Consider the following 21170-nt stretch of genomic DNA (forward strand, 5'->3'; position numbering starts at 1 on the left):
ATGACATATAAGCTGCCCGTTTCGGTCCTGGTGGTCATCTATGCAGAAGACACGAAGCGGGTGCTGATGTTGCAGCGGCGCGATGACCCTGATTTCTGGCAGTCGGTAACAGGCAGTCTGGAAGAGGGGGAGACCGCGCTGCAGGCCGCCGCGCGTGAAGTAAAGGAAGAGGTCACCATTGATGTTGCCCGCGAGCAACTGACCCTGAAGGACTGTCAGCGCACGGTGGAGTTTGAAATTTTTAGCCATTTACGTCATCGCTATGCGCCGGGTACCGAGCGGAATACGGAATCGTGGTTCTGTCTTGCACTCCCACACGAACGTGAGGTTGTGTTTACCGAACACCTGACCTACCGCTGGGTGAATGCGGCGGATGCCGCCGCTCTGACCAAGTCGTGGAGCAACCGGCAGGCGATTGAAGAATTTGTAATTAACGCAGCCTGAAAAGGCGCGCTCTTTGAGGATATTTTTATGGCAGGTCATAGTAAGTGGGCCAACACCAAACACCGTAAAGCGGCGCAGGATGCCAAACGCGGTAAAATCTTTACCAAAATCATTCGTGAGCTGGTAACAGCGGCACGTCTGGGCGGTGGCGATCCGGCTTCTAACCCGCGTCTGCGCGCGGCGGTTGATAAAGCGCTGTCTAATAACATGACGCGTGACACCCTGAACCGTGCAATCGCACGTGGCGTGGGCGGTGATGAAGACGCGAACATGGAAACTATCATTTATGAAGGTTACGGCCCTGGCGGTACTGCGGTCATGGTTGAGTGTCTGTCCGACAACCGTAACCGTACCGTAGCCGAAGTGCGTCACGCGTTCACCAAAACCGGTGGTAACCTGGGTACTGACGGTTCCGTTTCTTATCTGTTCAGCAAGAAAGGCGTGATCTCCTTCGAGAAAGGCGACGAAGATGTGATCATGGAAGCGGCACTGGAAGCCGGTGCAGAAGACGTTGTGACCTTCGATGATGGCGCAATTGACGTCTACACCGCGTGGGAAGAGATGGGTGCGGTACGTGACGCGCTGGAAGCGGCGGGTCTGAAAGCAGACAACGCTGAAGTGTCTATGATCCCGTCAACCAAAGCGGACATGGATGCAGAAACTGCACCGAAACTGCTGCGTCTTATCGATATGCTCGAAGACTGCGACGACGTGCAGGAAGTGTATCACAACGGTGAAATCTCTGATGAGGTTGCAGCGACTCTCTGATGAGAGCGTGTAAACCGTTAACGGGAGACGCGTGATGTCGATTATCCTTGGGATTGACCCCGGCTCACGCGTCACCGGCTATGGCGTTATCCGTCAAGTGGGACGCCAGCTAACCTACCTCGGCAGCGGGTGTATTCGCACTAAAGTGGATGATCTGCCGTCACGCCTGAAACTGATCTACGCGGGTGTGACAGAAATTATCACCCAGTTCCAGCCAGACTATTTCGCCATCGAACAGGTCTTTATGGCCAAAAACGCTGATTCGGCATTAAAGCTCGGTCAGGCGCGCGGTGTGGCCATTGTTGCAGCCGTAAACCAGGATTTACCGGTGTTCGAATATGCGGCAAGGCAGGTCAAGCAGACGGTGGTGGGGATTGGCAGCGCGGAGAAAAGCCAGGTGCAACATATGGTGCGCACCTTGTTGAAGCTCCCCGCGAACCCGCAGGCTGACGCCGCCGATGCGCTGGCTATCGCGATTACCCACTGTCATGTCAGCCAGAACGCGATGCAAATGAGCGAGTCGCGGCTCAATCTGGCGCGAGGCAGATTACGATAATGAAAAATCAGGCTGGATGTTTATCCAGCCTTTTTTTATTATGTCGGCAGTTAATTTTTCCAGAACGCAGGAGCGTCACGTGATAGGCAGACTCAGAGGCATCATCATTGAAAAACAACCCCCGTTAGTGCTGCTGGAAGTGGGTGGCGTGGGCTATGAAGTCCATATGCCGATGACCTGCTTCTACGAGCTGCCGGACGCGGGTAAAGAGGCGATTGTCTTTACTCAGTTTGTGGTGCGTGAAGATGCTCAACTGCTGTACGGCTTCAACAACAAACAGGAACGTACCCTGTTCCGCGAGCTGATTAAAACTAATGGTGTCGGGCCGAAGCTGGCGCTGGCAATTCTCTCCGGTATGTCAGCTCCACAGTTTGTGAATGCCGTTGAGCGCGAAGATCCCGCAGCGCTGATTAAGCTTCCGGGTATCGGCAAGAAAACCGCCGAGCGTCTGATTGTCGAAATGAAAGATCGCTTCAAAGGGCTGCATGGCGATCTCTTTACCCCTGCGACCGATCTGGTGCTGACCTCGCCTGGCGCGCCAGCGACGGATGATGACGCCGAGCAGGAAGCGGTTGCTGCGCTGGTGGCACTGGGCTATAAACCTCAGGAGGCCAGCCGTATGGTGAGTAAAATCGCCAAACCGGATGCCAGCAGTGAAACCCTGATTCGTGAAGCGCTGCGCGCTGCATTGTGAGGTAAAGGATGATTGAAGCAGATCGCCTGGTATCGGCAGGCTCCCTTCAGGCAGAAGACGTGGTGGATCGTGCGATCCGCCCGAAGCTGCTTGATGAGTACATTGGCCAGCCGCAGGTACGTTCCCAGATGGAAATTTTCATCCAGGCGGCAAAACTGCGCGGCGATGCACTCGATCACCTGCTGATTTTTGGTCCTCCGGGGCTGGGGAAAACCACGCTGGCGAATATCGTCGCCAATGAAATGGGGGTCAACCTGCGTACTACTTCCGGTCCGGTACTGGAAAAAGCAGGCGATCTGGCAGCGATGCTAACCAACCTTGAACCCCATGACGTGCTGTTTATTGATGAAATCCACCGCCTGTCACCGGTGGTGGAAGAGGTGCTCTATCCGGCGATGGAAGATTACCAGCTGGATATCATGATCGGTGAAGGCCCGGCTGCGCGCTCTATCAAGATCGATCTGCCACCGTTTACCCTGATTGGCGCAACAACCCGCGCCGGATCGTTGACCTCTCCGCTGCGAGACCGTTTCGGGATTGTGCAGCGCCTGGAGTTTTACCAGGTGGCGGATCTCCAGCACATCGTTGGCCGTAGCGCCCGCTATATGGGGCTGGAGATGAGCGAAGAGGGCGCGTTTGAAGTGGCGAAGCGCTCGCGCGGGACACCGCGTATCGCTAACCGCCTGCTGCGCCGCGTGCGTGACTTTGCCGAAGTGAAGCATGATGGTTCCATTTCCGCCGAGATAGCTGCTCAGGCGCTGGATATGCTGAATGTCGATGCTGAAGGTTTTGACTACATGGACCGCAAGCTGCTACTGGCTGTGCTGGACAAATTCTTTGGCGGGCCAGTGGGGCTGGATAACCTGGCGGCGGCAATTGGGGAAGAGCGCGAGACAATTGAAGATGTGCTCGAACCGTATTTGATCCAGCAGGGCTTCCTGCAACGTACCCCGCGTGGACGCATGGCCACGGTGCGGGCATGGAATCACTTCGGGATTACCCCACCGGCAATGCCATAATGTTTAATTCCCTCTCCCGCCGGGAGAGGGCAGGGTGAGGGCATCAGCGCCCTCGATGTCAACTTGCCGTCTTCTTCATCATACTGAAAATAAACAGCACCGCTGCACACAGCACCACAGACGGCCCTGCAGGCGTGTCATAAAACGCCGAGAAGGTTAACCCACCCGTTACCGCAACCATCCCAATGAGAACGGCCACGCCGGCCATCTGTTCTGGTGTGCGGGCAAAGCGACGCGCTGTGGCTGCCGGAATGATCAGCAGGGAGGTAATAATCAGCGCTCCGACAAACTTCATCGCCACACCAATGGTCAACGCTGTCACCAGCATTAGCAGCAACTTCACGCGCTGCAATTTCACGCCGTCAACAAACGCCAGATCCGGACTGACGGTCATCGCCAGCAAATTACGCCACTGCCAGAGCAGAATGCCGAGCACCACGACGACACCAATGGCGATAGAGATCAGATCTTCTGGCGTCACGGCCAGTAGGTCGCCGAAGAGGTAGGCCATCAGGTCGACGCGAATGTTCGACATCAGGCTAACGACCACCAGACCCAGCGACAGGGCGCTGTGCGCCATGATGCCAAGCAGCGTATCAATGGCGAGGTGTGGGCGTTTTTCCAGCCAGACCAGACCCGCGGCAAGGAGCAGCGTGACCACAATCACCGCATAGAAAGGATTAACGTTCAGTAACAGACCAAAAGCGACGCCCAGTAGAGAGGCATGCGCCAGCGTATCACCGAAATAGGACATTCTGCGCCATACGACAAACGAGCCCAGCGGACCCGCCGCACAGGCAAGCATAATCCCGGCTAACCAGCCAGGCAGTAACAGTTCAATCATGAGTGTCCGTTTCCCCGGCGCAGGACAATTCGTCCCTGTAAATCATGGCGATGATTATGATGATGGCGATAAATGCCTAGTTGCTCAGCACCGCGCGGGCCAAACATGGAGATAAACTCCGGATGCATTGACACCACTTCAGGCGTGCCGGAGCAGCAAATATGGTGGTTGAGACACAGCACTTCGTCAGTTTTTGCCATGACCAGATGCAGGTCATGGGACACCATCAGTACTGCACAATTCAGTTCCCGACGCAGTTGGTCAATTAAATCATAAAGCGCGACCTGACCATTAACGTCGACCCCCTGGGTAGGTTCATCCAGTACCAGTAACTGGGGACTGCTCAGCAACGCACGGGCAAGTAAAACACGCTGGGTTTCTCCCCCGGAAAGTTTTTGCAACGGCGCGTCGATGAGATGGCCCGCCTGCACGCGTTTCAGTGCAGGGAGAATATCGGTTTTTCGTGTTCCGGGACGCAGACGCAGGAAGCGGCTGACCGTCAGCGGTAATGTGGCGTCGAGGTGGAGTTTTTGCGGCACATAGCCAATACGCAATTTTTCCTCGCGCTTAATCACGCCTTCATCGGGTGTGACCAGACCCAGCACCACGCGCACCAGGGTGGATTTGCCGGCACCATTGGGGCCGAGCAACGTCAGAATTTTGCCGGGCTTCAGATCCAGCGACACGTCAGAAAGGACGCGGCGTTGGCCAAATGAGACCGAAATATTTTCAAGAGAAACCAATGTCGTCATGTCAATTTAAGCTTGAAGAAGTCAACGAATGTTATAATATCACATTCCACGCATTCACTACGATGATTAGTCGCATTATGTTACATAAAAATACGCTTCTTTTCGCAGCATTATCCGCTGCCCTTTGGGGTACAACCGCACAAGATGTTAACGCTGCGGTAGTCGCTTCGCTTAAACCGCTTGGATTCATCGCATCTGCCATTGCAGACGGGGTAACGGAAACCCAGGTTCTGCTCCCTGATGGTGCATCAGAGCATGACTATTCCCTGCGCCCGTCAGATGTAAAGCGCTTACAAAACGCGGACTTAGTCGTCTGGATTGGTCCGGAAATGGAAGCGTTTATGCAGAAGTCAGCGAAACAGATTGTTGACGAAAAACAGGTCGCGATTGCCGAACTCCCAGGCGTGAAACCGTTGCTCATGAAAGGGTCGGATGACGATGGAGACGAACATGACCATCATGCTGCAGACGGCGAAAAAGGTGATGGAGATCACCATCACGGCGAGTACAACATGCATCTTTGGTTATCCCCAGAGATAGCGCGGCTTTCAGCGGTTGCAATCCATGACAAATTAGTGGAACTTATGCCGCAAAGTCGAGCCAAACTAGACGCCAACCTGAAGGATTTTGAGGCACAATTAGCTGCAACCGATAAGCAGGTAGGTACTGAGCTCGCACCGTTGAAAGGAAAAGGGTATTTCGTTTTTCATGACGCCTATGGCTATTACGAAAAACACTACGGCCTGACCCCGCTGGGTCATTTTACCGTCAACCCTGAAATTCAACCTGGTGCGCAGCGTTTACATGAAATCAGAACACAGTTGGTTGAGCAAAAAGCGACATGCGTTTTTGCTGAGCCACAGTTCAGGCCAGCGGTCGTAGAAGCCGTGGCCAGGGGGACATCCGTGCGCATGGGGACCCTTGACCCGCTAGGAACGAATATCCAGTTGAGCAAAGCGAGCTATTCGCAGTTCCTCAGCCAACTGGCGAACCAGTATGCGAGCTGCCTGAAAGGAGATTAACGAGGAAGTGAATACGTGCAACAGATAGCCCGCTCTGTCGCCCTGGCATTTAACAATCTGCCTCGACCCCATCGCGTTATGCTGGGGTCGCTTACAGTTCTCACTTTAGCGGTCGCCGTCTGGCGGCCCTATGTTTACCACCCGAGTTCTGCCCCTATCATCAAAACCATCGAGCTTGAAAAGAGCGAAATCCGTTCTTTGCTGCCTGAAGCCAGTGAGCCTATCGATCAGGCGGCTCAGGAAGATGAAGCTATCCCGCAGGATGAACTGGACGATAAAACCGAGAGTGACGCAGGGACCCACGAATACGTTGTTTCTACCGGGGATACGCTGAGTAGCGTACTGAACCAGTACGGCATCGACATGGGCAATATCAGCCAGCTGGCGGCTGCAGATAAAGATCTCCGTAATTTGAAAATAGGGCAACAGCTCTCATGGACATTAACGGCAGATGGCGATCTACAGAGTCTGACCTGGGAAATGTCTCGCCGCGAAACCCGCACCTACGAACGCACTGCAAACGGTTTCAAAATGACCAGCGAAATGCAGAAGGGCGACTGGGTCAACAGCGTTATGAAAGGGACGGTGGGCGCAAGCTTTGTTTCCAGTGCCCGGGATGCAGGGTTGACCAGTGCTGAAATCAGTTCTGTTATCAAAGCCATGCAGTGGCAGATGGATTTCCGCAAACTGAAGAAAGGTGATGAGTTTTCCGTTCTGATGTCCCGCGAAATGCTGGAGGGTAAGCGCGAGCAGAGCCAACTGCTGGGTGTACGTTTGCGCTCAGAGGGCAAAGATTATTACGCGATTCGTGCTGAAGACGGCAAGTTCTATGACCGCAGCGGTACAGGTCTTGCGAAAGGCTTCATGCGCTTCCCGACGGCGAAACAGTTCCGCGTTTCCTCTAACTTCAATCCGCGCCGTCTGAACCCGGTCACCGGGCGTGTTGCGCCGCATCGTGGTGTTGATTTCGCGATGCCGCAGGGTACACCGGTACTGGCTGTGGGTGATGGTGAAGTGGTCATGGCCAAACGCAGCGGAGCAGCAGGATACTATGTTGCGGTGCGCCATGGTCGTACTTACACGACTCGCTATATGCACTTGCGCAAGTTGTTGGTCAAACCGGGTCAGAAAGTGAAGCGTGGTGACCGTATCGCGCTGTCAGGCAATACCGGACGTTCTACCGGCCCGCACCTGCACTATGAAGTATGGATCAACCAACAAGCTGTTAACCCGCTGACTGCGAAACTGCCGCGTACTGAAGGCCTGACAGGTAAAGATCGTTCTGATTACCTGGCGCAGGTGAAAGAGGTGATACCGCAGTTGAGCTTAAACTAAGCCCTTTGTGTTGTTAAAAAAGCCGGTGTCAGTGTGCGCCGGCTTTTTCTTTTGTGCGTGGACGACTGCCTCGCTACACTATCTGAATAAAATTTTGCGTCATCAGACCCTGGATCCAGCATGGAAACCCAAAAAAACAATATTGAGTACATTCCTGAGTTTGAAAAATCTTTCCGTCACCCGCGTAACTGGGGTGCCTGGCTTGGCGTTTATGCATTTGCGGGTATTGCGATGTTACCGGCCTCTGTACGCGATCCTGTGTTGGGTAAAATAGGTCGCCTGGCAGGACGCTTAGGCAAAAGTGCACGTCGCCGTGCGCAAATTAATCTTTACTACTGTTTCCCGGAGAAGAGCGACGCAGAGCGGGAAGCCATTATTGATGCCATGTATACCACAGCGCCACAGGCGATGGCGATGATGGCTGAACTGGCGCTGAAAGGGCCGGAAAAAGTCATGGATCGTGTTGACTGGAAAGGTCTGGAAATCATCGATGAGATGCGTCGCAACAACGAGAAGGTCATTTTTCTCGTTCCACACGGCTGGGGCGTTGATATTCCAGCTATGCTGATGGCATCGCAGGGACAAAAAATGGCGGCAATGTTCCATAATCAGGGCAACAAGATCTTTGATTACGTCTGGAATACGGTGCGTCGCCGTTTTGGTGGTCGCCTTCATGCGCGTAATGATGGTATCAAGCCGTTTATTCAGTCCGTACGCCAGGGCTATTGGGGCTACTATCTGCCGGATCAGGATCACGGCCCGGAACACAGTGAGTTTGTGGATTTCTTCGCGACCTACAAAGCGACACTACCTGCGATTGGCCGTCTGATGAAGGTTTGCCGTGCCCGTGTTATTCCACTTTTCCCGGTCTACGACGGTAATACCCACCGTCTGAGCATTGAAGTTCGCCCGCCGATGGATGATCTGCTCACCGCAGACGATAACACCATTGCGCGTCGAATGAACGAAGAGGTGGAAATACTGGTGGGACCGCATGCGGAGCAGTATACGTGGATACTGAAACTGCTTAAAACGCGTAAGCCAGGCGAAAAAGAGCCGTATAAACGCAAAGAGCTTTTTCCAACGAAATAAAAAAAGCCCTCTCTGAAAGGAGAGGGCTTTTTAACAGAGACTGACTTACTCGACTGTCATGACGCGAGTGGTATTGGTTGAGCCGATGGTGCTCATCACATCGCCCTGAGTCACGATGACAATATCACCGGATACCAGATAGCCTTTGTCGCGCAGCAGGTTTACGGCGTCATGTGCCGCAGCCACGCCGTCATTGCTGCTATCGAAGTGAACCGGGGTAACACCGCGATACAGCGCCGTCAGGTTCAGCGTACGCTCGTGACGGGACATGGCGAAGATAGGCAAGCCGGAACTGATACGGGAGGTCATCAGTGCGGTACGGCCAGATTCGGTCATGGTGATGATCGCGGTTACGCCCTTCAAGTGGTTGGCAGCGTACATGGCGGACATCGCAATCGCTTCTTCCACGTTGTCGAACTGAACGTCCAGACGGTGTTTAGAGACGTTAATGCTTGGGATCTTCTCAGCACCCAGGCAAACGCGCGCCATGGCGGCCACGGTTTCTGCAGGATACTGGCCTGCCGCGGTTTCCGCTGAAAGCATAACTGCATCAGTACCGTCCAGCACGGCGTTGGCCACGTCCATGACTTCCGCACGGGTTGGCATTGGGTTGGTGATCATGGATTCCATCATCTGAGTGGCGGTGATCACCGCACGGTTCAGCTGACGTGCGCGACGAATCAGCGCTTTCTGGATACCCACCAGCTCGGGGTCGCCGATTTCCACACCCAGGTCGCCACGGGCAACCATCACTACGTCGGAGGCGAGAATCACGTCGTCCATGGCGTCCTGATCGCAAACAGCTTCCGCGCGTTCAACTTTAGCGACGATTTTGGCATCGCAACCCGCATCACGTGCCAGTCGGCGCGCATAATTCAGGTCTTCACCGCAGCGTGGGAAGGAGACGGCCAGGTAGTCAACGCCGATCAGCGCAGCAGTAACAATATCCGCTTTGTCTTTATCAGTAAGCGCTTCTGCAGAGAGGCCGCCGCCCAGTTTGTTAATGCCTTTGTTGTTGGAGAGAGGGCCACCGACAGTGACTTCGGTAAACACTTTCATGCCCTGAACTTCCAGCACTTTCAGCTGTACGCGACCGTCGTCAAGCAGCAGGATATCGCCAGGTACCACGTCAGCTGGCAGGCCTTTATAGTCGATCCCGACTTTCTCTTTATCGCCTTCACCTTTGCCGAGGTTAGCATCAAGCAGGAATTTATCGCCAATATTGAGGAAGACTTTGCCTTCTTTAAAGGTCGATACACGAATTTTAGGACCTTGCAGATCGCCGAGGATGGCAACATGGCGGCCCAGTTTTGCTGCGATTTCACGCACTTTATCGGCACGTAATTTATGGTCTTCTGGCGTACCGTGAGAGAAGTTCATACGCACCACGTTGGCACCTGCGGCGATAATTTTCTCGAGATTATTATCGCGATCTGTGGCCGGGCCTAAGGTGGTTACGATCTTGGTTCTGCGAAGCCTTCTGGACATGTAATACTCCGTTGACTGAAACAACTTTGGTGTTGCGTGAACATTGAATCGGCCTTCATTTGCCGCAAGGCGGCAGAGAGTGGACCGAATGCCGTAAATCGTTACATCGTAATTATTCGTTACGTCTCGTTATCAACTATCAGGGAACATCGCTCTTGATAAGCAATTCTTTATCAAAACGCGATTCCTTAAGCGCTTCCTTGACACGCTTCAAGTTATCTCTGAATTTTGCGCCCCTTCGTAAGGTAAAACCGGTCGCCAGCACGTCAATCACCGTGAGCTGCGCCAGACGGGAGACCATCGGCATATAGATATCGGTGTCTTCCGGTACGTCGAGGGTAATAGCCAGCGTCGCTTCACGGGCCAGAGGTGTACCCGCCGTCGTGAGAGCGATCACCATGGCATCGTTTTCACGCGCCAGCTGGGCCAGTTCCACCTGGCTTTTGGTGCGTCCGGTGTGCGAAATCAGTACCACGACATCGTCTTCACTGCAATTCATACAGCTCATGCGTTGCAACACAATGTCATCAGAATAAATAACCGGCACGTTAAAGCGGAAGAATTTGTTCATAGCATCGTGCGCCACAGCTGCCGACGACCCAAGACCAAAGAATGCAATCCGCTTGGCCTGGGTGAGTAAATCCACTGCACGATTCACCGAACTCATATCCAGACTCTGGCGGACGTGGTCAAGTGTGGCCATGGCTGACTCAAATATTTTCGCTGTGTAAGCATCAACGCTGTCGTCTTCATCCACATTACGATTAACATAAGGAGTGCCGTTAGCCAGACTTTGTGCCAGATGCAGTTTAAAATCAGGAAAGCCGCGTGTTTCCAGGCTACGGCAGAAGCGATTTACCGTTGGCTCGCTGACACTCGCTTCCTGCGCCAGAGCGGCGATGCTTGAATGAATCGCCTGAGCGGGAGACGCGAGAATAACTTCGGCCACTTTTCGCTCGGATTTGCTAAGGTGTTCCAGTTGAAACTGGATTTTTTCCAGCATGTTCATTGTTAACATGACGCTCATGGGTGTAAACGATTTCATAAATGGGTGAAATCGTGATTCGATTTAGCCGATATTACCCCTGTGGCTTCCATAAAGGGTAACAGTCGACAAGATAATGTTGTTGTTTTTTTTCATTACTTGATCGGCGTCGGGTTTTGTCGGGCCCTTGTTGCGCAAAGAATCGACGGTTGTTGCGTCATTGCACCTCCGAAATCACCGGAATGGCGAAAAATCGCGGTAAAGCACGTGGCGATAAGCGCTAATGGTTTCGGGAATGACGTAAAAGCAGTACAGTGCATTGTAATAAAATTACAACGATACCTGGCAGAAGTACCAGGTGATCCAACTGAGGAGAATGACATGGCGGTAACGCAAACAGCCCAGGCATGTGACCTGGTCATTTTCGGCGCGAAAGGCGATCTTGCACGCCGGAAATTGCTGCCTTCCCTGTATCAACTGGAAAAAGCAGGCCAACTTCATCCAGATACCCGTATCCTGGGTGTAGGGCGTGCCGAATGGGACAAAGACGCTTATACCAAAGTCGTGCGTGAAGCGCTCGAAACGTTCATGAAAGAGAAAATCGATGAAAGTTTGTGGGATACGCTGAGCGGACGCCTTGATTTCTGCAACCTGGACGTGAACGACATCAGTGCGTTTTCCCGCCTGGGCGACATGCTGGATCAGAAAAATCGTGTCACTATTAACTATTTCGCCATGCCGCCAAGCACCTTTGGTGCCATCTGCAAAGGTCTGGGCGAAGCCAAACTAAACGCCAAGCCGGCGCGCGTGGTGATGGAGAAGCCGCTGGGTACGTCGCTGGCAACCTCCCGCGAAATTAACGATCAGGTAGGCGAGTTCTTTGAAGAGTGCCAGGTTTACCGTATTGACCACTATCTTGGTAAAGAGACGGTCCTGAACCTGCTGGCGCTGCGTTTTGCTAACTCCCTGTTTGTAAACAACTGGGACAACCGCACTATCGACCACGTGGAAATCACCGTGGCGGAAGAGGTAGGGATTGAAGGGCGCTGGGGTTACTTTGACCAGGCCGGTCAGATGCGCGACATGATCCAGAACCACCTGCTGCAAATTCTGTGCATGATTGCTATGTCTCCACCGTCTGACCTGACGGCTGACAGCATCCGTGACGCAAAAGTGAAAGTACTGAAGTCACTGCGCCGTATCGACCGCTCTAACGTACGTGAGAAGACCGTTCGTGGTCAGTACACCGCCGGGTTTGCGCAGGGCAAAAAAGTGCCAGGCTATCTGGAAGAAGAGGGTGCGAACAAGTCCAGCAACACCGAGACGTTTGTGGCGATCCGCGTGGATATCGACGACTGGCGCTGGGCGGGGGTTCCGTTCTATCTGCGTACCGGCAAACGTCTGCCAGCCAAATGCTCCGAAGTGGTTGTTTACTTTAAAAACCCGGAACTGAACCTGTTCAAAGAGTCTTGGCAGGAACTGCCTCAGAACAAACTGACCATTCGCCTGCAGCCGGACGAAGGGGTTGATATTCAGATCCTGAACAAAGTGCCGGGCCTTGACCACAAACACAACCTGCAGACCACCAAGCTGGATCTGAGCTACTCCGAAACCTTCAACCAGACGCATCTTGCAGACGCGTATGAGCGCCTGCTGCTGGAAACCATGCGCGGTATCCAGGCGCTGTTTGTGCGCCGCGACGAAGTGGAGGAGGCCTGGAAATGGGTTGACTCCATTACCGAAGCCTGGGCAGCCGATCAGGATGCGCCTAAACCGTATCAGGCAGGCACCTGGGGGCCAGTCGCGTCCGTGGCGATGATCACCCGCGATGGCCGCTCCTGGAACGAGTTTGAGTAAGATCATCCTCTAGCTCGAAAGTGTTATTTTACCGGTAACATGATCTAACACAGCTAGTGGCACAATTTTTAAACTTTTAAGCTCCGTGTGGATTCACCCGCGGAGCTTTTTTTATTACACTGCCGGAAGTGATTTTGCCCCTGAGCTCCGGACAGCAAGCGTTTCAGCGTTGTTAACAACTGCCAGCGACTTTGTAAACTCCTGAGCACGGACAGATAAATTAGAGGAGCATTTATGAATCCGACATTGTTACGCGTAACACAGCGCATTATTGAACGCTCGAAAGAGACCCGTTCTGCCTACCTCGCCCGGATTGAACAAGCTAAAAGCAACACCGTCCACCGCTCTCAGCTGGCTTGCGGTAACCTGGCACACGGTTTCGCCGCCTGCCAACCCGATGATAAAGCCTCGCTGAAAAGCATGTTGCGTAACAACATCGCTATCATTACCTCCTACAACGATATGCTTTCCGCGCACCAGCCGTATGAGGTCTATCCCAATGTCATCCGTAAAGCGCTGCACAGCGTGAATGCCGTGGGCCAGGTGGCGGGCGGTGTTCCGGCGATGTGCGACGGCGTGACGCAGGGTCAGGACGGAATGGAGCTTTCCCTGCTGAGCCGCGAAGTGATTGCGATGTCTGCAGCGGTTGGCTTGTCACACAACATGTTCGATGGCGCGTTGTATCTCGGCGTGTGCGACAAGATTGTCCCGGGCCTGGTAATGGCTGCGCTGTCGTTTGGTCATCTGCCTGCGATCTTCGTGCCATCCGGACCGATGGCAAGCGGCCTGCCAAACAAAGAGAAAGTACGTATCCGTCAGCTGTACGCAGAAGGGAAAGCAGACCGTCAGGCGCTGCTGGAGGCAGAGGCCGCATCCTACCATGCACCAGGAACCTGTACTTTCTACGGTACGGCTAACACTAACCAGATGGTCGTAGAGTTCATGGGGATGCAGCTTCCGGGCTCGTCCTTTATCCAGCCGGATGCACCACTGCGCCAGGCGCTGACCGAAGCTGCTGCCCGCCAGGTGACGCGTTTAACCGGTAATGGCAACGAATGGATGCCGATGGGCAAAATGGTTGACGAGAAAGTTATCGTTAACGGTATCGTCGCGTTGCTGGCAACGGGAGGGTCAACCAACCACACCATGCACCTGGTGGCCATGGCGCGTGCAGCGGGCATTCTGATTAACTGGGATGATTTCTCCGAGATCTCTTCTGTTGTTCCTCTGATGGCGCGTCTGTACCCGAACGGCCCGGCTGACATTAACCACTTCCAGGCCGCTGGTGGTGTACCACTGCTGATGCGCGAGCTGCTGAAAGGCGGTCTGCTGCATGAAGATGTAAATACCGTGGCGGGCTTTGGTCTGCAACGCTACACCCAGGAGCCGTGGCTGAATAACGGCGAGCTGGACTGGCGCGAAGGGGCGAATGCCTCTCTTGATGCACAGGTTATCGCCACCATCGACAAACCATTCTCTCCTCATGGAGGTACCAAAGTGCTGAGCGGCAACCTCGGACGCGCGGTGATGAAGACGTCTGCCGTACCGGAAGAGAATCAGATTATCGAAGCACCGGCGGTAGTGTTCGAAAGCCAGCATGACGTATTACCTGCCTTTGACGCCGGTCTTCTGGATAAAGACTGCGTGGTGGTCGTTCGCCATCAGGGGCCAAAGGCCAACGGGATGCCAGAATTACATAAACTTATGCCACCACTTGGTGTATTATTGGACCGCCGTTTCAAAATTGCTCTGGTGACGGATGGACGCCTCTCTGGCGCATCCGGTAAAGTGCCTTCAGCCATCCACGTGACACCTGAAGCTTACGACGGTGGTTTGCTGGCGAAAGTGCGTGACGGCGACATGATCCGCGTAAACGGTCAGACAGGTGAGTTAACCCTGCTGGTGGATGACGCAGAGCTGGCGGCACGTAAGCCACATATTCCTGACCTGAGCGCATCGCGCGTGGGGACAGGGCGCGAAATGTTTGGTGCGCTGCGTGAGAAACTCTCTGGTGCTGAGCAGGGCGCAACCTGTATTACGTTTTAAGACGACTTGATTTTAACGATCTGGCGAGAGAAGACACTGATGAAAAACTGGAAAACAAGTGCAGAAGCAATCATGACCACTGGCCCTGTCGTGCCTGTTATCGTGGTAAATAAACTGGAGCATGCGGTACCGATGGCGAAAGCGCTGGTTGCCGGTGGCGTTCGTGTTCTGGAAGTCACCCTGCGCACCGCCTGCGCGATGGATACCATTCGCGCAATCGCTAAAGAAGTGCCGGACGCCATCGTCGGTGCGGGCACCGTTCTGAATGCACAGCAACTGGCGGAAGTGACTGAAGCGGGCGCACAGTTTGCTATCAGCCCGGGCCTGACGGAGTCTCTGCTGAAAGCGGCAACCGAAGGCACCATTCCGCTGATCCCTGGCATTAGCACCGTATCTGAACTGATGTTGGGTATGGACTACGGTCTGAAAGAGTTCAAATTCTTCCCGGCAGAAGCGAACGGCGGCACCAAAGCGCTGCAGGCGATTGCGGGTCCATTCGCTCAGGTTCGTTTCTGCCCGACGGGTGGCATCTCTCCTGCTAACTACCGTGACTACCTGGCACTGAAAAGCGTGCTGTGCATCGGTGGTTCATGGCTGGTTCCGGCGGATGCGCTGGAAGCGGGCGACTGGGATCGTATTACTAAACTGGCTCGTGAAGCGGTTGAAGGTGCGAAGCAGTAAGTTATTCGCAGCATGGAAAACGGGCCTTTCGGCCCGTTTTTTTATCCTGTTACGCTAACTGCAGCGGAGGCTGTTTTCGCTCTCGCCACGGCGTCTTCAACGTTATCCCCGGTAGCTAATGCTACGCCAAGCCGACGCGTGCCGTCGATCTCCGGTTTACCGAACAAACGCACCTGTAACCCGGCACCTACTGCTCCGTCGACGTTATCAAACGTGACATTCTGGCTGGTTAATTGCGGCAGGATCACTGCGGAAGCGGCCGGGCCGTACTGACGGATACCACCAACAGGCAGGCCGAGGAAAGCGCGTACATGCAGGGCGAACTCAGAGAGATCCTGCGAAATCAGCGTGACCATGCCGGTGTCATGCGGGCGAGGTGAGACTTCGCTGAAAATAACCTCATCTCCGCAGACGAAAAGCTCTACGCCAAACAGGCCATAGCCGCCCAGCGCCAGTACGGTTTTACGGGCGATCGCCTGCGCACGTTCCAGTGCCAGGGCACTCATCTGCTGCGGCTGCCAGGATTCACGGTAATCGCCATCTTCCTGGCGGTGGCCAATTGGGTCACAGAAATGGACGCCATCAATGGCGCTGACGGTCAACAGGGTGATCTCGAAATCAAATTTCACGACACCTTCGACAATCACGCGACCCGCTCCGGCACGACCACCTTGCTGGGCATAATCCCATGCCTTATCCAGCGTGCTGCTGTCGCGAATAAAGCTCTGTCCTTTACCGGAGGAACTCATCACGGGTTTAATGATGCACGGGTAGCCAATCTCCTCGACAGCCTGCAGGAATGCGGATTTATCGCCAGCAAACCGATAGCTCGACGTGGGGAGCCCCAACTCTTCCGCTGCCAGACGACGAATACCTTCCCGGTTCATGGTCAGTTTTGCCGCTTTGGCACAGGGCACCACGCGCTGGCCTTCCTGTTCAAGGGCGATCAGCGTATCGGTGGCGATGGCTTCAATTTCCGGGACCACGAAATCGGGTTTCTCCTTCGTAATCAGCGCCCGCAGTGCTTCGCCATCCAGCATGTTAATCACATAAGAACGATGGGCGACGTGCATGGCAGGAGCATCGGCGTAACGGTCTACGGCAATCACTTCCACACCTAAACGCTGACATTCAATGGCGACCTCTTTACCCAGTTCACCCGATCCCAACAGCATCACACGCGTCGCTGCAGGTCGCAGCGCAGTGCCTAAACGAGTCATAACATTCCCCCTGAAAAAGATGCGCGCAGTATAAACGAAAACGTTTGCGTGTGTCTTGTGCAGGGCTAAAGGAGGGGGAAGAAATTTGCGCATCTTTAGCCAGGCTGGACATTTCCTGACGCCTGCTCGCTTACGCTGTGAAATATGTTCACCGTTAAGTGAGGGAAACCATGTCAGGCTGGTTAAATCAGTTGCAATCGTTGTTAGGGCAGAAAACATCGTCGTCTGGTGAGCAGGGGCTCAGTAAATTGCTGGTTCCCGGTGCACTCGGCGGATTGGCAGGCCTTTTGGTCGCGAATAAATCCTCACGTAAGTTGCTGGCAAAATATGGTACTGGCGCGTTGCTGGCCGGTGGCGGGGCCATCGCTGGCACCGTACTGTGGAATAAATACAAGGACAGGGTACGAACTACCCACAGCGATGAACCGCATTACGGTGAACATACCTCGCCTCTGGATCTGCGTACCGAACGATTGATCCTTGCGCTGGTCTTTGCCGCGAAGAGTGACGGGCATATTGACGATAAAGAACGAGCGGCGATTGAGCAGCAGCTTCGTGAAGCCGGTGTCGAAGAGAAGGGCAGAGTCCTGGTGGCGCAGGCGATCGATCAACCACTCGATCCACAGCGCCTTGCGCAGAGTGTGAAAAATGAGGAAGAAGCCCTTGAACTCTATTTCCTCAGCTGTGCCGCCATTGATATCGATCATTTTATGGAGCGGAGCTATCTCAATGCTCTGGGGGATGCGCTGAAGATCCCTCAGGATGTCCGGGAGGGCATTGAGCAGGATATCCGGGAACAAAAGCGGACGTTAACTGACTGACTATCACTTCTGTGGTCATGTTTCGCTTGCATCATGCGTGGGTTTTGCCACCCTTATAGGGTGTAGAACTTACAAGAATGATCACATGCCACCGAAAGCCCGACGTACTCCTTATGCGATAACCACGCATGGCGATACGCGTATAGACAATTATTACTGGCTACGGGACGATTCTCGCTCCCGGCCAGAGGTGCTCGACTACCTGCACGAGGAAAACGACTATGGCCGCAAGGTCATGTCCAGCCAGCAGGCACTTCAGGATCAACTGCTGAATGAAATGGTGCAACGCATTCCTCAGCATGATATCTCCGCGCCCTGGACCAAAAATGGCTATCGCTATCGTCATATCTACGAGCCCGGCAACGAGTATCCCATCTACCAACGACAACCCGTGTTAAGTGCCGAATGGGATGAGTGGGAGATTTTACTGGATGCCAACCAGCGCGCCGCCCACAGCGAATTTTATACGCTGGGCGGCATGTCCATTTCACCTGACAACACGATTATGGCGCTGGCTGAGGACTACCTCTCCCGCCGTCAGTATGGCCTGCGTTTTCGCAATCTGGACACCGGTAACTGGTATCCTGAAATGCTGGAAAACGTCTCCCCGGATTTTGTCTGGGCGAATGACTCCGAGACCGTCTACTACGTCAAAAAGCATGCGTCCACGCTACTGCCTTATCAGGTGTGGCGACATACCATAGGGATGGGTTCTGCCGATGACGAACTGGTCTATGAAGAGAAAGACGAAACGTTTTATGTCAGCCTGCATAAAACCTCCTCACGCCACTATGTGATTATTTTCCTCGCCAGCGCGACGACGTCTGAGGTTTTGCTGCTGGACGCCGAACTACCTGATGCCCAGCCGCTCTGTTTTCTGCCGCGTCGTAAGGATCATGAGTACAGTCTGGATCACTTCCAGCACAGTTTTTATTTGCGCTCTAATCGCGAGGGCAAAAACTTTGGTCTCTATAAAACCAAAGTGCGCGATGAACGTAAGTGGGAGGTGCTTATTCCTGCGCGGGAGCAAGTGATGCTGGAAGGCTTCACTCTGTTTACCGACTGGCTGGTGGTGGAAGAACGTCAGCGCGGGCTGACCAGTATCCGGCAAATCAACCGTAAAACACGGGAAGTGGTGGGTATTGCGTTCGACGACCCAGCGTATGTGACGTGGATTGGTTTCAACCCTGAACCCGAATCGTCGCGCTTGCGCTACGGCTACTCATCCATGACCACACCAGACACGCTGTTTGAGCTGGATATGGATACCGGGCAGCGTCAGGTGATTAAGCAGACCGAGGTCAAAGGGTTTGAGTCTGAGAACTACCGCAGCGAGCACCTGTGGGTCACTGTCCGCGATGGCGTTGAGGTCCCGGTCTCTCTTGTTTACCACCAGGCGCATTTCCAGAAAGGTAAAAACCCACTGCTGGTTTACGGCTACGGCTCCTATGGCTCAAGTATGGATGCCGATTTCAGCAGCAGTAGGTTAAGTCTGCTCGATCGTGGCTTCGTTTTCGCTATCGCCCATGTTCGCGGCGGCGGTGAGCTGGGGCAGCACTGGTATGAAGACGGGAAATTCCTGAAAAAGAAAAACACCTTCAATGACTATCTCGATGTCTGTGATGCGCTGATTGAGCAAGGCTACGGGGATCCGCATCTCTGCTTTGGGATGGGGGGCAGCGCGGGAGGTATGTTGATGGGGGCGGTGATCAACCAGCGTCCCGATCGCTTTAAAGGGATTGTTGCGCAGGTTCCGTTTGTCGATGTGGTCACGACCATGCTTGATGAATCCATTCCCCTGACGACGGGGGAATTCGAAGAGTGGGGGAATCCTCAGGATGCGATCTACTATCGCTATATGAAAGAGTACAGCCCGTACGATAACGTGGAGGCAAAAGCCTATCCGCACATGCTGGTCACCACCGGATTGCATGATTCGCAGGTGCAGTACTGGGAGCCGGCAAAATGGGTGGCAAAACTACGGGAGCTAAAAACCGATGATAATCTGTTGCTGCTCTGTACCGATATGGATTCCGGGCATGGAGGGAAATCAGGGCGGTTCAAAACCTATGAAGGCGTCGCCCTGGAATATGCCTTCCTGATTGGCCTGGCGCAGGGAACGCTGCCAGGCGGTGAAGAGCCTTAGGCTTCGCCCAGATAGTGTTTCAGCGTTAAGCGCAGTTCCGGGCTCATTTTGTCGAGGTTGTTGTATAGCCAGCGCAGATAGCCCGGATCTTTATCCGCAATATCAGACACTGCTCTACCGCGATATTTGCCAAAGGTAAAGGTAGTGAGAAGCGCAGGACGGCCAGTAATCGTTGCCATATCATCCGGCGTCCAGCCAGAAATATTCATGATGTCAATGAGTAACGCTGCGGTAATATAGCAGTCGTACAACGCGCGGTGATGGTGAAGCCCCTCAGGTGTACGGACGCTAAGCTTACGGGACTTATACAGTGCCATATTACTGTATTTGATCCCCGGCCAGAGGCGACGCGCCAGCTTCATGGTACAAATCCATTCGCCTGGCATTTCGGGCAACACCCGGCGGTCAAAGCTGGCGTTATGCGCGACGTACCACGGGCTACCGTAATAGTGTGGAATAATATCTTCTATCCACGGCTTATCCGCCACCATTGATTCGGTAATGCGATGGATTGCCATTGCCTGCGGGCTGATAGGGCGATCCGGGCGCACCAGATGGCTCATTGGGTTGACGATTTTACCGTCTACCACATCGACAGAGGCCACTTCCACAATTCCGCCCTGAAGATCGCAAGTTTCGGTATCGATGACGCGCAGCATTGAAAACTCCTGAGCTTAAAACGCTTAGCCTAAAGGAATGATATCGCCTTGCCAACCCTGTCTACCGAGCGTGCCGGTCAGCAAGAGCTCGCCTTTATCCGCGCGGACAACCAACTGGCCTCTTTCATCCCATAACGCGCTGCCGCCACACGCATTAGCCATTAACACGGCAATGGCATATTTATGTGCGAAGCGTTGCAGGGTGCTGATGGACTGCCGCCAGCGATAATCAACGACAGACTGACAGCTGGTAAACAGCGTCGCCTGTGAATCGAGATTGGGTGAATCGGTATGTGCATCAATGATGCTAAGTTGTTTATCCCCTGGAACCAGACTTGCACCGCTCCCCTGCGGGTAGCGCAGGATACCCAGGCTGGAAGGCGTAAACAGCGCGAGTCCTTTCTGGCGCTGACCATTCCGTTCAAGAGGGAGCCCGGCAATGAGGGTAATTTGGTAAAAATGTGCGGCGTCGAGCAGGGGTTCAAGCTGCGCATCACTGGGGGGAGGAGGTAACACCGCTGTGCCTGAGCCCGTCAATGAAAGTTCAGGAAAAACCAGCAAATCGCATTGCTGTCGTGCTGCTTCGGCGATGAAGCAGAGATGGCGTGAAACATGGTCATCTACACTGTGATGCTGCCCGGTATACTGGGCTGCGGCAATATTCCATTGTGACATCGTGACTTCCTTATACACTGAGTCGCAGGGATTTTAAGAATACACCTAAATTAATCAGGGTTTTCT

Annotated in this window: 20 protein-coding genes; 13 read left to right on the forward strand and 7 right to left on the reverse strand. The window is 53.9% G+C overall.

What is annotated here, in order from left to right; translation table 11 throughout:
* The 5 genes from nudB to ruvB all read left to right on the forward strand — a co-directional run bounded on the left by nudB (nucleotide 1) and on the right by ruvB (nucleotide 3481).
* Nucleotides 1-444: a dihydroneopterin triphosphate diphosphatase gene (gene nudB / locus WB237_RS03340; RefSeq protein WP_129995539.1), complete on the forward strand. Its 444-nt coding sequence runs from the start codon at nucleotides 1-3 to the stop codon at nucleotides 442-444.
* Between the two features lie 27 nt (nucleotides 445-471).
* Nucleotides 472-1212 (forward strand): YebC/PmpR family DNA-binding transcriptional regulator, encoded by a 741-nt coding sequence (locus WB237_RS03345; protein WP_028018629.1) that lies wholly within the window; start codon nucleotides 472-474, stop codon nucleotides 1210-1212.
* Between the two features lie 34 nt (nucleotides 1213-1246).
* Nucleotides 1247-1768 (forward strand): crossover junction endodeoxyribonuclease RuvC, encoded by a 522-nt coding sequence (gene ruvC / locus WB237_RS03350; RefSeq protein WP_014832404.1) that lies wholly within the window; start codon nucleotides 1247-1249, stop codon nucleotides 1766-1768.
* A gap of 79 nt (nucleotides 1769-1847) precedes the next feature.
* Entirely contained in the window at nucleotides 1848-2462 is a 615-nt protein-coding gene (gene ruvA / locus WB237_RS03355) for a Holliday junction branch migration protein RuvA (RefSeq protein ID WP_048223742.1), read from the forward strand.
* Between the two features lie 8 nt (nucleotides 2463-2470).
* Nucleotides 2471-3481, forward strand: a complete 1011-nt coding sequence (gene ruvB, locus WB237_RS03360) for a Holliday junction branch migration DNA helicase RuvB (protein ID WP_028018631.1) — start codon at nucleotides 2471-2473, stop codon at nucleotides 3479-3481.
* Between the two features lie 58 nt (nucleotides 3482-3539).
* On the opposite strand, the gene znuB is transcribed toward ruvB, so the two are convergent.
* Together znuB and znuC are read right to left on the reverse strand one after the other, a co-directional pair.
* Nucleotides 3540-4325: a zinc ABC transporter permease subunit ZnuB gene (gene znuB / locus WB237_RS03365; protein WP_114976890.1), complete on the reverse strand. Its 786-nt coding sequence runs from the start codon at nucleotides 4323-4325 to the stop codon at nucleotides 3540-3542.
* Nucleotides 4322-5077 carry a zinc ABC transporter ATP-binding protein ZnuC gene (gene znuC / locus WB237_RS03370; protein WP_336210293.1) on the reverse strand — a complete coding sequence of 252 codons (756 nt, stop codon included), beginning with the start codon at nucleotides 5075-5077 and terminating at the stop codon, nucleotides 4322-4324. Before znuC ends, znuB begins: the two co-directional genes overlap by 4 nt.
* 77 nt (nucleotides 5078-5154) lie before the next feature.
* Between znuC and znuA the strand changes: the two genes are divergently transcribed.
* The 3 genes from znuA to lpxM all read left to right on the forward strand — a co-directional run bounded on the left by znuA (nucleotide 5155) and on the right by lpxM (nucleotide 8526).
* On the forward strand, nucleotides 5155-6099 hold the full coding sequence (gene znuA, locus WB237_RS03375) for a zinc ABC transporter substrate-binding protein ZnuA (protein WP_028018634.1): 945 nt from the start codon (nucleotides 5155-5157) through the stop codon (nucleotides 6097-6099).
* Nucleotides 6100-6114: 15 nt separating this feature from the next.
* On the forward strand, nucleotides 6115-7434 hold the full coding sequence (mepM, locus tag WB237_RS03380; RefSeq protein ID WP_336210296.1) for a murein DD-endopeptidase MepM: 1320 nt from the start codon (nucleotides 6115-6117) through the stop codon (nucleotides 7432-7434).
* A 120-nt stretch (nucleotides 7435-7554) separates the two neighbouring features.
* Nucleotides 7555-8526, forward strand: coding sequence for a lauroyl-Kdo(2)-lipid IV(A) myristoyltransferase (gene lpxM, locus WB237_RS03385; RefSeq protein WP_028018636.1), 972 nt, complete (start codon nucleotides 7555-7557; stop codon nucleotides 8524-8526).
* A 45-nt stretch (nucleotides 8527-8571) separates the two neighbouring features.
* Here lpxM and pyk read toward each other — a convergent pair whose 3' ends face one another.
* Nucleotides 8572-10014, reverse strand: coding sequence for a pyruvate kinase (gene pyk / locus WB237_RS03390; RefSeq protein WP_114976895.1), 1443 nt, complete (start codon nucleotides 10012-10014; stop codon nucleotides 8572-8574).
* Nucleotides 10015-10153: 139 nt separating this feature from the next.
* Nucleotides 10154-11023, reverse strand: coding sequence for a MurR/RpiR family transcriptional regulator (locus WB237_RS03395; RefSeq protein WP_028018637.1), 870 nt, complete (start codon nucleotides 11021-11023; stop codon nucleotides 10154-10156).
* A gap of 357 nt (nucleotides 11024-11380) precedes the next feature.
* Here WB237_RS03395 and zwf point away from each other — a divergent pair, with 357 nt between their 5' ends.
* From zwf to kdgA, 3 genes are all read left to right on the forward strand, one after another.
* Entirely contained in the window at nucleotides 11381-12856 is a 1476-nt protein-coding gene (gene zwf / locus WB237_RS03400; protein WP_028018638.1) for a glucose-6-phosphate dehydrogenase, read from the forward strand.
* Nucleotides 12857-13090: 234 nt separating this feature from the next.
* On the forward strand, nucleotides 13091-14902 hold the full coding sequence (gene edd, locus WB237_RS03405; RefSeq protein WP_336210301.1) for a phosphogluconate dehydratase: 1812 nt from the start codon (nucleotides 13091-13093) through the stop codon (nucleotides 14900-14902).
* A 39-nt stretch (nucleotides 14903-14941) separates the two neighbouring features.
* A complete protein-coding gene (gene kdgA / locus WB237_RS03410) occupies nucleotides 14942-15583 on the forward strand; it encodes a bifunctional 4-hydroxy-2-oxoglutarate aldolase/2-dehydro-3-deoxy-phosphogluconate aldolase (protein ID WP_336210305.1) in 642 nt (213 codons plus the stop codon).
* Nucleotides 15584-15624: 41 nt separating this feature from the next.
* Here kdgA and purT read toward each other — a convergent pair whose 3' ends face one another.
* Nucleotides 15625-16803 carry a formate-dependent phosphoribosylglycinamide formyltransferase gene (gene purT, locus WB237_RS03415; protein ID WP_336210308.1) on the reverse strand — a complete coding sequence of 393 codons (1179 nt, stop codon included), beginning with the start codon at nucleotides 16801-16803 and terminating at the stop codon, nucleotides 15625-15627.
* 170 nt (nucleotides 16804-16973) lie between these two features.
* Between purT and WB237_RS03420 the strand changes: the two genes are divergently transcribed.
* Both WB237_RS03420 and ptrB read left to right on the forward strand, forming a co-directional pair.
* Nucleotides 16974-17624 (forward strand): tellurite resistance TerB family protein, encoded by a 651-nt coding sequence (locus WB237_RS03420; RefSeq protein WP_336210311.1) that lies wholly within the window; start codon nucleotides 16974-16976, stop codon nucleotides 17622-17624.
* An 85-nt stretch (nucleotides 17625-17709) separates the two neighbouring features.
* Entirely contained in the window at nucleotides 17710-19770 is a 2061-nt protein-coding gene (gene ptrB, locus WB237_RS03425) for an oligopeptidase B (protein WP_336210314.1), read from the forward strand.
* Here ptrB and exoX read toward each other — a convergent pair.
* On the reverse strand, nucleotides 19767-20429 hold the full coding sequence (gene exoX / locus WB237_RS03430; RefSeq protein WP_336210316.1) for an exodeoxyribonuclease X: 663 nt from the start codon (nucleotides 20427-20429) through the stop codon (nucleotides 19767-19769). The genes ptrB and exoX overlap by 4 nt on opposite strands.
* Nucleotides 20430-20453: 24 nt before the next feature.
* Complete coding sequence (locus tag WB237_RS03435) at nucleotides 20454-21104, reverse strand: carbon-nitrogen hydrolase family protein (RefSeq protein ID WP_336210318.1); 651 nt, start codon at nucleotides 21102-21104, stop codon at nucleotides 20454-20456.
* Between the last annotated feature and the right edge of the window lie 66 nt (nucleotides 21105-21170).

This window comes from Enterobacter sp. P82 (assembly GCF_037053385.1).
Taxonomy (GTDB): Bacteria; Pseudomonadota; Gammaproteobacteria; order Enterobacterales; family Enterobacteriaceae; genus Enterobacter.